The organism is Collinsella aerofaciens, assembly GCF_039758965.1.
Taxonomy (GTDB): Bacteria; Actinomycetota; Coriobacteriia; order Coriobacteriales; family Coriobacteriaceae; genus Collinsella; species Collinsella aerofaciens_BR.
Genome location: NZ_JBDMSL010000012.1, coordinates 62,792 through 77,298, shown reverse-complemented (window position 1 = coordinate 77,298; position 14,507 = coordinate 62,792). Strand labels below are relative to the sequence as shown.

The following is a 14,507-nucleotide window of genomic DNA, read 5'->3' as shown; positions in this document are numbered from 1 at the left end:
GGCCAAAGGGAGCTCAAGCCCATAAGGAGGGCCTACGAGGCATGGGTCGAGGCCGGGCTTCCGCTCGATTGGGACAGACGGGCGTTCGAGGCCGAGCGCAAAATGGATTCTAAAAAACACCTTGCCAAATAGGAGCGTCAGGACGGAGGAAGCCCCGCAGCGCGTAGCGCGCAGCGGGGCTTCCGACATGTCCGAGGACGTTCTGAGAGATAGGCCCTTTTCCGTTTCCGGACGGCCCGGTGGGATCAGAGTACCCTTGCTGTTACTCTGCTTTGCCCACAGAGTTGAGGTTGGTCATGCGGATCTTAACCAGCTCGGTGATCTCACGCATGCCCTCCTTGGCCGGCTTCTTGGGATCGAAGCAGGCGGGGTTCTCGGCCATGTAGGCCATGAAGCCCTTGGTGTAGGCCTGACGCAGCTCGGTGGCGTAGTTAACCTTGCAGATGCCGTTCTTCACAGCCTCGGCAACCTGCTCATCGGGCACACCGGAGGTGCCGTGCAGGACCAGCGGCACGTCGACGGCGTCGCGGATGGCCTTGACCACGGACTGCTCGATGTGCGGATCGCTCGTGTACACACCGTGGCTGGTGCCAACGCCAATTGCGAGGGAGGTGCAGCCGGTACGCTCGACGAACTCCTTGGCCTCGGCCGGATCGGTGTAGGGGCTCTCGCCCTCAACCGCGGGACCGTCGTCCTCCTTGCCGCCAACCTTACCGAGCTCAGCCTCGACGGGCACGCCCATGGCGCGGCCAGCGTCGGCGACGGACTTGGTCAGAGCGATGTTGTCCTCGAAAGACTCGTGCGAACCGTCAATCATGACAGAGGTGTAGCCAGTGCGGAAAGCCTGCATGCAGCGGTCATAGCCATCGCCGTGATCGAGGTGCAGAGCGACGGGCACGGAAGCGCGCTCGGCGGCAGCCTTGACCATGCCGTAGAAGTAGTCCAGACCAGCGGTCTTGATGGTGCCCGGGGTGGTCTGCATGATGACGGGGGACTTGGTCTCCTCGGCAGCAGCCAGAACGGCCATAACAAACTCGAGGTTCTCAACGTTGAACGCGCCGACGGCGTAGTGGCCGGCCTGAGCGTCCTTGAGCATCTTTTCGGTGGTAACAAGTGCCATGAGCGTTTGCTCCTCTCCCTCGCCCGCATCTGGACATCGGGCGTAGTTGTTCACAAGGCGTTTTACCTTGCGTTTTACTTCGCTCATTGTATGAAATTCAGCGTCTTTGCACGTGCGAGATATTGAGCCCATGCAGGTCAATACCGTCGTTTTTGAAAAGTAAACGGAAGGAATTGGAGCCGAGTGGGCGTGTTCGATATTGAATTTTGGGCGTTGAGCGTCTTTCTTTTATAGAAAAGATAAGTAATCGAAAGGTGTTTTCTTACTCAAAAAGAAAATGAACGAAAATAGAGTCAACACAATTCCTGCAAATTTGACCGTGAATGGAGCAGCTATGGCCCATGCAACAACCCGAGCCTTCGCCGATGAGCGTCGTGCCGCCATCATGGAAATGCTCGAGCATAATGCCTCGGTGCAGGTAGCAGAAATCGCCCAGACCTTTGGCGTGTCCTCCGTCACCGCCCGCGCCGACCTGGACGCGCTCGCCGAAGCAGGCAAGCTGCGCCGCACACATGGTGGTGCCGTTTCGCTTCACAAGCGCCTGACCGTCTCCACGCAGGATCGCCGCATCAATGTCAACGTCGCTGCCAAGCAGGCCATCGCGCAAAGCGCCATCGAGCTCGTCAATGACGGCGACACGCTGCTCGTCGACTCGGGCACCACGGCGCTCGAGTTCGTCCGGCTCCTCGACCAGCGCGACGGCATCACCGTCATCACGGCAGACATTACCATTGCCGATTACATCGACGAGAGCATGCCCTCGGTCGATGTCGTCATGCTGGGCGGGGCGCTGCGCAAAGGCCATCGTTATTTGTACGGACCGCTCACTATGCAGGCGCTTCAAATGGTCCATGCCGATCTGGCCGTCATGTGCCCCGGCGCCTTTGTCTCCAGCTGCGGCTTTACGACCGACTTTCCCCAGATGGCCGAGACCAAAACGGCTATGATCGCCGCGGCCCATCAAAGCGTCGCCCTCATGGACGCCAGTAAGGTCAACGGACGTGGCATGTACCGTTTTGCCGAGCTGACCGATGTCGACGCCATCGTGATGGACCGTGACCCCGATCATGCCGTCGCCACCTCAATCGCCAAGGCCACCGACAGCGCACGTCCAGCCCTCATCATCGCCGGCGCTTAAACAAAAACCACCACAAAGGTGCCTGCCCCCTTTGTGGTGGTTGTGATAGTTGAGCGCCAAAAGTGAACGTGTTGCTACTTGGAGAGCTCGTCGGCGAGGGCCTCGATCTGGGCGCGCGAGGCGTCGTTGAGCGAGCCCAGCACAGTCACCTTGTTCTGCGTCAGGGTGATGTCCTTCATGCCCTCGAGCTCCTTGGTCATAACCTTGGCAGCTGCGGGCGCCCAGGAACCGGACTCGACAAGCGCCACGGTGCGGTTCTGGTAGGCATGCTCGGCGAGCGTGTGGATAAAGGTGCTCATGCACGGGAAGATCTCGCCCTGATAGGTAATGGAGGCGAGCACCAGACGGTCGTAGCGGAACGCATCCTCAACGGCCTCGGCCATGTCGTCGCGAGCCAGGTCAAAGACGGAGACCTTCTGGCCGCGAGCCTCAAGCGCAGATGCGAGCTCCTCGACGGCAGCCTTCAGATGCCCGTACACGCTCGCATAGGCAATCGTGATACCCTCGTCCTCGGGCTGATAGCTCGACCAGGTGTTATAGGTATCGAGGTAATAGCCCAGATTCTCGGTCAGTACGGGGCCGTGGAGCGGGCAGATGATCTGGATGTCCAGGTCGGCGGCCTTCTTGAGCACGGCCTGCACGAACTTGCCGAACTTACCGACGATGCCAAAGTAGTAGCGGCGAGCCTCGCAAGCCCAGCCCTCGGGATCCTCGATGTCGTTGGCGCCAAACTTGCCAAAGCCGTCGGCACTAAAGAGCACCTTGTCGGTGGACTCGTAGGAGAAGATCACCTCAGGCCAGTGAACGTTGGGGGCGCCGATAAAGGTCAGGCTGTGGCCACCCAGGTCGAGCACGTCGCCCTCTTTGACGACCATCTTGCGCTCGGGGTAGTCGGTGCCAAAGTAGTTGACCATCATGCGGAAGGCGCCCATGCTAGCCACAATCTGGGCCTGGGGGTAGCGCTCCATAAAGGCGGCGATGCCGGCGGAGTGATCGGGCTCCATGTGATGGACGACCAGGTAGTCGGGCGTACGGCCGTCAAGCGCGGCCTCGAGGTTGCCGAGCCATTCGTCGACAAAGCCGGCGTCGACCGAATCGGCGACAGCGATTTTATCGCCCAAGATAACGTAGCTGTTGTATGCCATACCGTTCTCGGACACGTCGTACTGGCCCTCGAACAGGTCAATGTCGTGATCGTCGACACCGATGTAGCGGATATCCTTGGTGATCTCCATCAGGCAAAGCCTCCTAGATAGACAAAAGAACCCGTCTATCATAACACTCGCCTTCATAGCCACGGCTATCCGTCAGCATCCTTACCGATTGTAATTGAGGCGGAATATACTGCCGTTGACCTGCACAAACTATGCGCGCAGCATCGCTGTGCTATGTCGAATGATGAGCTGGCCGGGAATACGAATGGCAACGGTTTTGCCCGCCGTACCCGCCTCGGGAACCGCATGCTCGAATACCTCGCGTCCGCGCTGATGTAGATCGAATCGCACGGTCGTGAGCTCGTTGTGTGCCACAAAATCATCGAGTGAATCGTCGACGCCCACCACGCTCACGTCCTCGGGCACGCGCAGGCCGCTATCACGCAGCGCGGCAATCGCGCCATTTGCCATCTGATCGTTTGCCGCGTAAATCGCCGTCATACTGCGGTCATGCTCGGCCAGGTACCTGCCGGCTTCGTAACCGCTGTTGGCAGACCAGTCGCCCTCGAGCGGCTCAGCCGGCTCGATGTGTTTACGCTCGAGTGCATCCTGCCAACCGGCGCGACGAAATTGCTCGTCGACCGAGAACGACGGGCCGCCAATATAGCGAATTTGCTCGTGACCCAGCTCAAACAGGTGATCCATAAGCAAGAGCGAGCAGCCGTAATGATCGGAGTCGACCGTGGTCACCCGCGGGTGCGCGTACATGGTAACGATGACCGTGCCAATGCCCGGCAGTGGATCAAACGTCTCAAAATCGGGCGCCATGCGGCTCATGCCGATGATGATGCCGTCCACGGGCAGCGCTGCCATACGACGCGTTGCCTCGGCAAGCGAAAACTCCTCGGTCTTGGACATCTCGACCAGCGTGATAGCACAACCGCGCTCGCGGGCCGCACTGGCAATGCCGTCGATCATCGTCAGGTTACCGAACTTGGTGACGTCGTTAACGCACAGCCCGACCGAATGGTAGCGGCCGTCGCGCAGCGAGCGACCGGCATAGCTCGGACGGAAACCGAGCTCCTGCATGGCTGCCTGCACGCGCTGACGCGTCTGCTCATTCACATTGGGCAATCCGTTGGCAACGCGCGAAACCGTCTGCTGCGAAACACCGGCAGCGCGGGCAACGTCGGCCATGGAGACCGGACGCGTACCTGTATCGTTGGACGGGCACCTTGCCACAGGATCACCTTCACCCTTGCGAGATCTGAATAGCGTGAATGCCGGCCCGGGCAGGAGTTTAGCCCGCGCCGAGGCCCGCTATCGTCGGACGCATGTTAACGTACTCTACTTTTTCAATCTGCATCTCTTCTGCTTTATAAGTCCATACGGCAGTACCGTTCACGGCTGTATTTCTACCGATTACCAGATTCTCAAAAAGTGACAAGAGTTGTGTTATGAGTACGTTAACATAGCCCGTAACGTGCGGCATCGTGAACACTTGGTTCATGCCGCTTCAAGTTGTTAACGTACTCATAACGGCGCAAAACTTACCCGTACGCGCCAAGGAAAGGACTCCGATGACCACCCCCGACGAAAAGACACTCGCCACGCTCACCAAGCTGTTTGAGGAGGAGTTTGGCCCCATCGGCGACCGCCAGGTGCTCTACGTGCACGCGCCCGGCCGTTCCGAAATCAGTGGCAACCACACCGATCACGAGGGCGGCCACGTTATCGCCGGCTCGCTCGATGTCGCTGTCGACGGCATTGCCGTAGGGACCGACACCAACAAGGTCCGCGTTGCCGACGAGGGCTACCCCACCTTTGAGATCACGCTCGATACGCTAGATGTTCAGGAGTCCGAGAAGGGCACGTCCGCAAGCCTCGTCCGCGGCATGGCCCACGAAATCGCTGCTCTGGGCGTTGAGCCCCAGGGCTTCGACTTCGCCTTCACCTGCTCTGTCCCCTCGGGCGGCGGCCTTTCGAGCTCTGCTGCTGTCGAGGCGGCATACGGTCGCGCCATGGAGACGCTCTGGGGCGCACCCGCCATCGAGCCCGTCGCGCTCGCTCAGATGAGCCAGCGCACCGAGAACAACTACTACGGCAAGCCCTGCGGCCTGATGGACCAGGCCGCCGTATGTCTGGGCGGCCTCGCCTACATGGACTTTGAGGATCAGGCTCAGCCTAAAACCCAGAAGCTCGAGCTCAACTTTGAGGATCACGGCTATGCGCTCGTGCTCGTTAAGGTTGGTGCCAACCACGTGGCCGCCACCGACGACTACGCCGCCGTTCCGCGCGAGATGCAAGACGTCGCTGCCGAGTTTGGCAAGACACGCCTGTGCGAGGTAAACGTGGCGGACTTTGACGCCAAGCTCCCCGAGCTGCGCGCCAAGCTGGGCGACCGCGCCTGTCTGCGCGCCGTTCACTACTGGTACGAAAACGGCCTGGTCGATAAGCGCTGGGCAGCCCTGAACGCCGGCGACATCGATCAGTTCCTGGTCCTGACGCGCGAGTCCGGCGCCAGCTCTGCCATGTACTTACAGAATGTCGTTGCCAAGCTGGGCTCCGAGCAGCCTTCGATGTATGCCCTGGCACTGGCCGAGCATGTGCTCGACGGCCGCGGCGCCGTCCGTATCCACGGCGGCGGCTTTGGTGGCACCATCCAGGCCTTCGTACCGCTCGAGCTTGTCGACACCTTTATCACCAAGATGAACGGCTGGCTGGGCGAGGGCTCTGCCCGCCACTACGCCATCTCTGACAAGGGGGCTTACGCGGCATGGCTGTAATGACTGACGTGCGCGAGGCCGCGCAGAACCTGATCGAGTACGCTATCCACCGATCGATGATCGGCCAGGACGATCGCATCTGGGCGTATAACACCATTCTCGAGTGCATCGGTGCTACGGGCCCGGCGCTCGACATGGCCTGGGCGCTCCAGGTCGAGAAACTCTCGCTCTTGCACCCCGATACCCTGCCCGACTTTGACCTTGAAGGCACGCTTGCCGCGCTTTCCGAGGCTGCCGTTGCCAACGGTGCTGCCGAGGACACGGCATCGGGCCGCGACCGCATCGCCATGCGCATCATGGGCGCGCTCATGCCGAGGCCTTCGGTTGTAAACGAGGAGTTCAACGGGCGCATAGGCGTCAACGAGCCCCGCGCCGCGACCGACTGGTTCTATGGCCTGTGCTGTGACGCCGGTTACGTGCGCCGTGCCGCCATCGCGCGCAACATCAAATGGAGCACCCCCACCAACTGGGGCGACCTCGAGATTACCATCAACCTGTCAAAGCCCGAAAAGGACCCGCGCGATATTGCCGCGGCCGGTGCCGCCAAAAACACGGGCGAGAAGTATCCCGCCTGCCAGCTCTGCATCGAAAACGAGGGCTATCCCGGACGCTCCGCCGCAGCCGACGGCGGCGCCCACCCCGCCCGACAGAACCTGCGCATTATCCCCATTCAGCTCAACGGCGAGCGCTGGGGCTTCCAGTACAGCCCGTACGCGTACTTCAACGAGCACTGCATTGCTATGAGCTCCGAGCATCGCCCGATGCACGTCGACCGTAAGGGCCTGACCTGCCTGCTCGATTTTGTGGACCTATTCCCGCACTACTTCATCGGCTCCAACGCCGACCTGCCCATCGTGGGCGGCTCGATTCTGTCGCACGACCACTTCCAGGGCGGCGCGCACGAGTTCCCCATGATGCATGCCACCGAGGTCTCGCAGTTTAGCGTGCCCGGCTTTGACCAAGTCAGCGGTACCGTGTTGCAGTGGCCGCTTTCGGTGCTGCGACTGCGCTCGCACGACCGCGCCCAGCTGCTCGACGCCGCCGAGAAGATCATCCTCGCTTGGCGCGAGTGGACCGATGAGTCGGTGGGCGTCATCGCGCGCACAGCCGACGGCGTAGCGCACAATACCGTGACGCCCGTCATCCGCCGCGTCGACTCCCGCGGCAACGCCGGCGGCGAGATCTACGAGGCCTATCTTGCGCTTCGCTGCAACATCACGACCGACGAGCATCCGCTGGGTGTGTTCCACCCGCATGCCGAGTATCACCATATTAAAAAGGAGAACATCGGCCTGATCGAGGTCATGGGCCTGGCTATTCTTCCGCCGCGCCTGGTTCCCGAGCTTGGCGCTGTCCGCGAGCACCTGCTGGCAGCCAAGGCCGATGCCAGCTACGACCTTGCCGGCGCGCTCGAGGGCGATGATCTATGCCGTAGCCACGCCGCATGGGCCGAGGACGTCTTTGCCCGCCGCGCCGACGAGCTTACGGCCGAAAACGCCATCGACATCCTGCACGAGGAGGTCGGCGTGGTGTTTGGCCACGTGCTCGACAACGCCGGCGTCTTTAAGTGGGACGAAGCAGGTCGCGCCGCTCAGCAGCGCTTTATCGACTCGCTGTAGAGCACGGACCCAGACGCTCAACGGCAGCCCCTACGACATAGCCACCCACACGACAACGGCGCCCGCCGACAACATTGCCGACGGGCGCCGTTTTATTGGTGCATCATAGCCGACCCCCTCGCACCAATTAGGAGTGTCCCCAGGTGCCGGCAGAAAAGGAACGTCCCTAACTGCCGCATCCGGAGCAAGACAACGCCGCAGGTAGAGGACGGACAGCGAGCGGGCCGCATTTGAGACAAGGTGACGCGAAACGAAAGGGCGCTGACCTTCTGGTCGCGCCCTTGAAGTTGAACGTCAGATTGTCCAAATGCGGCCCGCGCAGCGTCGACCGGTCCGCCGTTCGGTAGAACGGCGGAACCAATAGGTTTGATAAAACCGCGTAACCCTACAGTTCAGTCACGACAACGCTGTTGTAGACCTCGTCCCAGCGGTCCATAACCAAATGCCCGGTCTTGGGATCCATGGCGTTGAGCTTGCCGCAGGTATTGGCGGTCTTGAGCACCGTGACGTCGTCGGCGCCGGCAGCAATGGCATGCGCAAAGCCGGCGATGGTCGAGTCACCGGAACCCGTCGCGTTCACGGCCGCAATCGCGGGCGTCTTGGCGCGGAACGCGCGACCCTCATGGAAGCCCACCGAACCGGCAGCGCCCATCGAAACGACAACCCAGGGAATACCGGCAAAGCGGTCATCGGCGGCGAGCGCCTCGCGCAGGGCATCGACATCATCGGTCGTAAAGGACGTACCCAGCAGGCCGTTAATCTCGGTCAGGTTGGGCTTTACGAGCTCAGGCTTAGCGTCGGACTCCAGCGCGGCCTCCAGCGATGCGCCCGAGGTGTCGAGCAGCACCTTGGCGCCCGCCTCCTCGGCGATCTTGACGAGCTCGGCATAGTAGCCGGCATCGACACCACGCGGCAGCGAGCCCGAAAGCGTCACAACGTCCGCCTTCGCTGCAAGCTCGGCGAACTTAGCCGTAAAGGCCTCGAGCTCGGCCGGGGCGATCTGCGGGCCGCTCTCCAAAAGCTCGGTCTGATTGCCCTCGTGCAGAATATTCAGGCAAATACGCGTCTCACCGGCGATGGGCACAAATTCGTTCTTGACGCCGTCAGCATCCATAAGCTCGGCCATATAGGCACCCATGTGGCCACCAAGCAGGCCAGTCGCGAGCACGTCGTCGCCCAGCTGCAGCAACACGCGGCTCACGTTGAGGCCCTTACCGCCAGCGGTCTTTTCGGGCGTCACGCGGTTCACGTCGTCGATGATCAACTTGTCGAGCTGATAGCGCGTATCAATCGACGGGTTCATGGTAACGGTCAGAATCATATTGAACTCCTGTTTCCGGGGCACGACACGCGCGGCCCCAAACATACGATAGCTCGTTAAAGGATCTCGATCTCAAAGCCGCGGGTAACGGTCTCCCCCGGCTTGGCCACCAGGCAGCCACGCTTGTGCTCCAGGATATCGTCCTCGTCGGAGCAGGTGGACAGGCCGCCCCACGGTTCCACGGCCACAAAGTCACCCTCGGGCTTGCTCCACACAATCAGGTACGGCATATCGGGGAACGTCAGGCGCACGCCCTTGTCCTCGGTCTTCTTGGTCAGCGTAACCACGCGGCTCTCGAGCACGTCAAAGATGGTCTCCGCGAAGTCAAAGAGTTCGTGGGTCAGCGGCAGGTCATGGCCAACCATCGGGTTCTTGCTGCGATGCTCAACATCAATCAGGCCCGTCGAGGGAACGGCAGTGCAGAGCTCGGCGGCCTCGCGCTGCTCAAAACGGAGCTCGTAGTCGTCATAGGACTCGCCCTCGTCAAGCGGGCACTTAAAGCCAGGGTGACCGCCCACAAAGAACGGCATGTCCTCGGTGCCCTCATTGGTCACCTCGTACGACACGGCCACCTTTTCCGAATCGATCGTGTAACGAGCAACGATCTTAAACGGATACGGGTACTGCTCGAGCAACTCGGCATGGTCGGCAGAGCTTAGGCTCAGCGCAACCATGTTGTCGCTCTGCTCCTCGAGCTTCCACTCCTGTTTGCGCGCAAAGCCGTGGCGGGCGAGCTTTACCTCGCGGCCGCCCATGGTCATTGCGTGACCGTCACGAAGGCCGCCGCAGATCGGGAAGCAAATAGGTGCCTGGCCCGACCAGACCGCCGGGTCACCCTGCCACAGGTACTCACGGCCGTTGGCCGCAATAGAAGTGAACGATCCGCCAGCCGTGCTCAACGCAATGCGGACAGAGCCGTTATCAAGAACAAACTCCATGGGAATCTTCTCCTTCACATATCATCTCGCACGATCCATTGTGAACGTCGTGCCTTTAGCAGAAAGGTAATGAGGCAGCGCCGCAAACAAAAGAACAATGCACGTCCAGCCCGCTGGGCCAATTGGGCTGATAGCAAACCGGCCCGCGCCCCATCACAGAAACGCGAGCCGTCAACGGACTAGTTAATTACGCCGGATACCCGCTAATCGTGGTATTCGCCGCGGTCCCACTTCTCGAGGAACTCGTCAAAGAAGTGCGGGTCAGCCTGAGCCTCGGCGTCGGCCTTATTGCAGGCATCGATCTTGGCGATCAGAGCATCGTGCTCGGGAGTCTTCTCGTAGGGCTCCTCCAGGAAGGCAAGCATGATATCAGCCATCAGGAACTCGCCGGTAATCTTGCCGCCAAAGCCCACGATGTTGGCGTTGAGCTCGCGACGGGCATACAGGGCAGAGGTCATGTCGCGGACCAGGGCGCAGCGGGCGCCGGGAACCTTGTTGACGGCGTTGGTGATGCCAATGCCGGTGCCGCACAGGGCCACGCCAAAGTCGGCCTTGCCGCTGGCAACAGCCTCGCCCACGGCCTTACCGTAGATGGGATAGTGCGTACGGGTGTGGCTGTAGGTGCCGCAGTCGAGCACCTTGTAGCCAGCCTGCTCCAGGCGGTCGGCCAGATAGATCTTCTCGTCCGTAACGATATGGTCGCAACCGATTGCGATGGTCTTCTTCATCAGAACGTCCTTTCGTCTGAATTCACAAGTTGAGGTAGAAGTTCGAGTTCTCGGTGGCTCTCGTTAGGCCATCTTGTTGAGCATGTCGACACGGATCTGGTGACGGCCGCCGGCGTACTGGGCGCGCAGGAACTCGCGGGCGATCTTCTTGGCGACCTCGGTGCCCACAACGCCCGGGCCCATGGTGACCATGCGCGAGCCGTTGTGCTCGCGGGTCATGTAGGCGGAACGCTCGTCGGAAATGTTGGCGACGACCATGCCCTTGATCTTGACGGCGGCCATATAGGAGCCGACGCCGTACTTATCGAATGCGAAGCCCTGGGAATCCTTGTGCTCCAGCAGGTCCTTGGCAACGGCGGTCGCGGAATCGACAAAGTCCGCGGCAGGGGTCTCGGAATAGTCGACGACCTCGTGACCGTCGGCGATGAGCATCTCCTTGATGGACTCCTTCATCGACATACCGTCGGCATCGGAAGCGATTACAACCCTCATGACATCCTCCTTGAGAGATACGCAGGTGCGTAGTTTCTGTTTGGAAGTGTTGAATCGCGTTCAGGTCCGGGCATCTGAATGTGCGGTTCTTCACTGTTCGTGTTTATTTGAACACATTCGAACATCAACTGCAACAACTATTTGTTTATCTTTGTTCTTTTTTGAACAAATACCGTTCACGGATGATTGCTGACCGTTTGAGCCGGGCGCGGACGTAGCGACCATGTGTTCAACAAACAAAAGGGCGGCCAAGAACGTGTCTCGGCCGCCCTTCTTACAGTTGATCTTCCAAAGAACGCTTTGCCGCCTACTCAGACTGCCTGCCCTTCTTGACGTGCTTGGACGGAGCACTCAGAAAGCGGCCCGTCAGATAGTTCGCGGGACCGGAGATATCGATCCCCAGCAGGGTGTGGCCCAGCCACAGAAACGCCACGAGCACCAGCAGCGGGATAACGCACGAAGTCACGATCATCACGATGACGCCTTCAATCAGATCGGTCACCTGCTGCACGATCTCGTCGGTCATCTGCTTGGCGCCGCTGGTCACCGACGTGACGAGACCCGAGGCACCGTCGGCAAGCTGCTCAAGCACGCTCTTGGACTCTGTGGCCTCGGTCTTTTTCTTGCTTGTTTTTGAGCTATCGCTATCTGCCGCACTCGCAGCGTCGGCCGCCTTTTGCTCGGCCGCCTCGATGCTAACGCGATACGTTTCGTCGACCTTCTGCGACACCCATACGCTTGCAGGCACCAACGCCATGCCGATCATGGCGACCACCAGCACCCGTGTCGCCACACGGCGCAGGACAGCGCTCGTGCTCCAGCGCCCGTGAACGCCAAGTGAAACCGCAAAGAGCACCAGCGCAAACGGGATCAGGATGCCCAGACCCACCGACCATAAAATGGTCAGCAGATATTTTTCGAGGTAGAGCACGGCAAGCACGATACCCAAGTTTCCCGAAAGCTGCGCGAGCTGCTCGGCAACTGGCGTTCCCGTATCGCCCGGCAGCGCAGTGATACCCGCAGATAGGGCGACGCACGAGGTCGTGAGCGCCAAAACATTGCCTTTCTTTTGATCGATGACCTCGATGGTGGAGTCCCAGGTCTTGGTATCGGCAAAATGCGGACGAGCTACAAAGCCTGACAACAGCGCCAGTACCACGAGCGCAACGATAAAGCCAATCTGCAGCTTTTTGTTTGCGCACACGACATCGGACAGGCTGGGCTGCAGCTCTGTTACCGTCATGTGCTCGGTTATCTGGACAGGACGCCCATGAGCCATCTCGTGCGCGTCTCTTTTTTGTATTGACCCGTTATCCGGCATTTGGATACCTCCTCAGTCCGGCGTTTAATGCGAAAGAAAGTATACCCACCGAGCAAAAAACGAACGGGAAGACGAACAGAGCGCACCAAGACTGTCCCCAATGACTGTCTCGGGATGAGTTGCGGTGGAATAGGGATTGTTTTGCGCCCGCCGGCCCCTATTCAGTCCCCATTTCACCGCAACTTGGAGGAGGACAGAAAAAGCCCTGCCGCGGGTAGCGGCAGAGCTTTTGGAAGGGGACTTGGTTGTGAGGGCTCGTTAAGCGAGCTTGGCCTCGAGCTCGGCGATGCGCTTGTAGGCATCGATGGTAAAGCGGGTCTGCTTCTCCAGGATCATAGTGGTCATGAGAGTGTCCTGAGCGTGAGCCATGATGAAGGTCATCTCCATCTCGCCACCGCCGGCCTCCTGCGAAAGCAGTTTGGTCTGCGTGTCGTGGGCACCGATGAGCGCATCGCTGGCATCCTTGTGCAGCTGTTCGGCCTTCTCAAAGTCACCCTCGCGAGCAGCATCGAGCGCTGCAAGCAGATCGGTCTGGGCGTCACCTGCGTATGCGACGATCTCGAATCCAACCATCGAGATTTCTTCTTTGGTTGCCATATTGCGTTCCTTTCACATATGAACCAATGGAGAGCATCGCGTCCGGGCATACGCGCTGCGTTGTGTATGACAGAAACAATAACATTCAAACAAAAAAGAACAGCTCAAAACGTAATTTCGAACTATGAACGGTCACTTTTCGCCCGTGAACGGTTTTTAAACCAATCTGAACAATATCGAACACAATTAGCGGAAACCCAAACAGGACCGCACCCTAACACAAATCGCGCACCGTATCGCCCTCTACAAGCACACCGGGGATCAGCATGTGCTCCACGCCAGACGCACCCCCATCGGTGCCGGCAATCTTGTCGACCGCCCACATGCCGACGCGCTTGTTGTCAAAGCGCACCGTGGTCAGGCGACGGTCGGGCACGATATCGCCCAGACTGTCATCAACACCCACCACGCTCACGTCCTGGGGCACGCACTTCCCGCGCGACTCGAGCCCACGGATGCAGCCGTAGGCCATGGCGTCGTTGGAGGCATAAATGGCCGTGCAGGTCGGATCATCCGCAAGCACCTGGCCGGCAGCATATCCACTCTGCGCCGTCCAGTCGCCGCGCACGAGCTGCGGGGGCTCAATGCCATGCGCACGCAATGTCTCACGCCAGCCTTCCTCGCGCCGCATGCCCGAAAGCGAGCGCTCGGGGCACGAGATAAAGTGCACGGTCTTGTGTCCCTGCCCCAGCAAGTATTCGACCACTTGGCGTGAACAATCGAACTGATCGTTATCGACCGTCGAGCACAGCGGGTGCTCCAGCATGGTAACGAGCACTGTCTGCATACCGGGCAGCGGCTCAAAGGTGCCAAAGTCCGCCGGCATGCGATTCATGATCACAACCATGCCGTCTACCGGCAGCGCGCTCATACGCGATGATGCGCTCTCGAGGGTATACGGATGCCCGTCTACTTTAGTGAGGGTGATGGCATAGCCGTGCTTATCGGCGGCGGCGGCAAAGCCCTCCATACGGTCGAGATTGCCGGTGCCGGTAATGTTGAACATGGCGACGCCGACGGTCTTAAACTTACCGCGGCGCAGCGATCGACCGGCAAAATTGGGGCGATACCCCAGCTCGCGCATGGCGGCACGCACGCGTTCCTTGGTCTCGGGGCGCACGCTGGGCGAATCGTGCACGGTGCGCGAGACCGTCTGCTCCGAGACGCCCGCGAGGCGCGCTACGTCTTTGACGGATACCGATTTTTTAACAGCGGCCATAGGTCGATCTTTCTATGTCAACGATGCCATTGGTGGCACCTTGCGCAGTCATTTTTAACGCCTTCAAGTATATC

13 protein-coding genes are annotated in these 14,507 nt (G+C 60.1%); 3 read left to right on the top strand and 10 right to left on the bottom strand.

Features of this window, described 5'->3' with window-relative positions; genetic code table 11:
* Nucleotides 1-262: 262 nt before the first annotated feature.
* Entirely contained in the window at nt 263-1,120 is an 858-nt protein-coding gene (locus ABHU32_RS05425; protein ID WP_022095149.1) for a class II fructose-bisphosphate aldolase, read from the bottom strand.
* A gap of 334 nt (nt 1,121-1,454) precedes the next feature.
* On the opposite strand from ABHU32_RS05425, the gene ABHU32_RS05420 reads away from it, so the two are divergent.
* The gene (locus ABHU32_RS05420) at nt 1,455-2,258 is read left to right on the top strand and encodes a DeoR/GlpR family DNA-binding transcription regulator (protein ID WP_346979303.1); all 804 of its coding nucleotides are present in this window, start codon (nt 1,455-1,457) and stop codon (nt 2,256-2,258) included.
* Nucleotides 2,259-2,332: 74 nt separating this feature from the next.
* Here ABHU32_RS05420 and ABHU32_RS05415 read toward each other — a convergent pair whose 3' ends face one another.
* Both ABHU32_RS05415 and ABHU32_RS05410 read right to left on the bottom strand, forming a co-directional pair.
* Nucleotides 2,333-3,493 carry an FprA family A-type flavoprotein gene (locus ABHU32_RS05415; RefSeq protein ID WP_346979302.1) on the bottom strand — a complete coding sequence of 387 codons (1,161 nt, stop codon included), beginning with the start codon at nt 3,491-3,493 and terminating at the stop codon, nt 2,333-2,335.
* Nucleotides 3,494-3,622: 129 nt separating this feature from the next.
* The gene (locus tag ABHU32_RS05410) at nt 3,623-4,609 is read right to left on the bottom strand and encodes a LacI family DNA-binding transcriptional regulator (protein WP_346979305.1); all 987 of its coding nucleotides are present in this window, start codon (nt 4,607-4,609) and stop codon (nt 3,623-3,625) included.
* 383 nt (nt 4,610-4,992) lie between these two features.
* Between ABHU32_RS05410 and ABHU32_RS05405 the strand changes: the two genes are divergently transcribed.
* Together ABHU32_RS05405 and ABHU32_RS05400 are read left to right on the top strand one after the other, a co-directional pair.
* Nucleotides 4,993-6,198: a galactokinase gene (locus tag ABHU32_RS05405; protein WP_346979300.1), complete on the top strand. Its 1,206-nt coding sequence runs from the start codon at nt 4,993-4,995 to the stop codon at nt 6,196-6,198.
* Complete coding sequence (locus tag ABHU32_RS05400; RefSeq protein ID WP_346979299.1) at nt 6,189-7,817, top strand: UDP-glucose--hexose-1-phosphate uridylyltransferase; 1,629 nt, start codon at nt 6,189-6,191, stop codon at nt 7,815-7,817. Before ABHU32_RS05405 ends, ABHU32_RS05400 begins: the two co-directional genes overlap by 10 nt.
* A gap of 385 nt (nt 7,818-8,202) precedes the next feature.
* Here ABHU32_RS05400 and ABHU32_RS05395 read toward each other — a convergent pair whose 3' ends face one another.
* The 7 genes from ABHU32_RS05395 to ABHU32_RS05365 all read right to left on the bottom strand — a co-directional run bounded on the left by ABHU32_RS05395 (nt 8,203) and on the right by ABHU32_RS05365 (nt 14,433).
* A complete protein-coding gene (locus ABHU32_RS05395) occupies nt 8,203-9,138 on the bottom strand; it encodes a hexose kinase (protein WP_346979298.1) in 936 nt (311 codons plus the stop codon).
* Between the two features lie 56 nt (nt 9,139-9,194).
* Complete coding sequence (locus ABHU32_RS05390) at nt 9,195-10,076, bottom strand: aldose 1-epimerase family protein (protein ID WP_346979297.1); 882 nt, start codon at nt 10,074-10,076, stop codon at nt 9,195-9,197.
* Nucleotides 10,077-10,279: 203 nt separating this feature from the next.
* On the bottom strand, nt 10,280-10,804 hold the full coding sequence (gene lacB, locus ABHU32_RS05385) for a galactose-6-phosphate isomerase subunit LacB (protein ID WP_006234831.1): 525 nt from the start codon (nt 10,802-10,804) through the stop codon (nt 10,280-10,282).
* Nucleotides 10,805-10,867: 63 nt separating this feature from the next.
* Entirely contained in the window at nt 10,868-11,296 is a 429-nt protein-coding gene (lacA, locus tag ABHU32_RS05380; RefSeq protein ID WP_006234830.1) for a galactose-6-phosphate isomerase subunit LacA, read from the bottom strand.
* Nucleotides 11,297-11,603: 307 nt separating this feature from the next.
* Entirely contained in the window at nt 11,604-12,539 is a 936-nt protein-coding gene (locus ABHU32_RS05375) for a hypothetical protein (protein ID WP_346979295.1), read from the bottom strand.
* A 336-nt stretch (nt 12,540-12,875) separates the two neighbouring features.
* Entirely contained in the window at nt 12,876-13,214 is a 339-nt protein-coding gene (locus tag ABHU32_RS05370) for a PTS lactose/cellobiose transporter subunit IIA (protein ID WP_006234827.1), read from the bottom strand.
* Between the two features lie 214 nt (nt 13,215-13,428).
* On the bottom strand, nt 13,429-14,433 hold the full coding sequence (locus ABHU32_RS05365) for a LacI family DNA-binding transcriptional regulator (protein WP_346979293.1): 1,005 nt from the start codon (nt 14,431-14,433) through the stop codon (nt 13,429-13,431).
* Between the last annotated feature and the right edge of the window lie 74 nt (nt 14,434-14,507).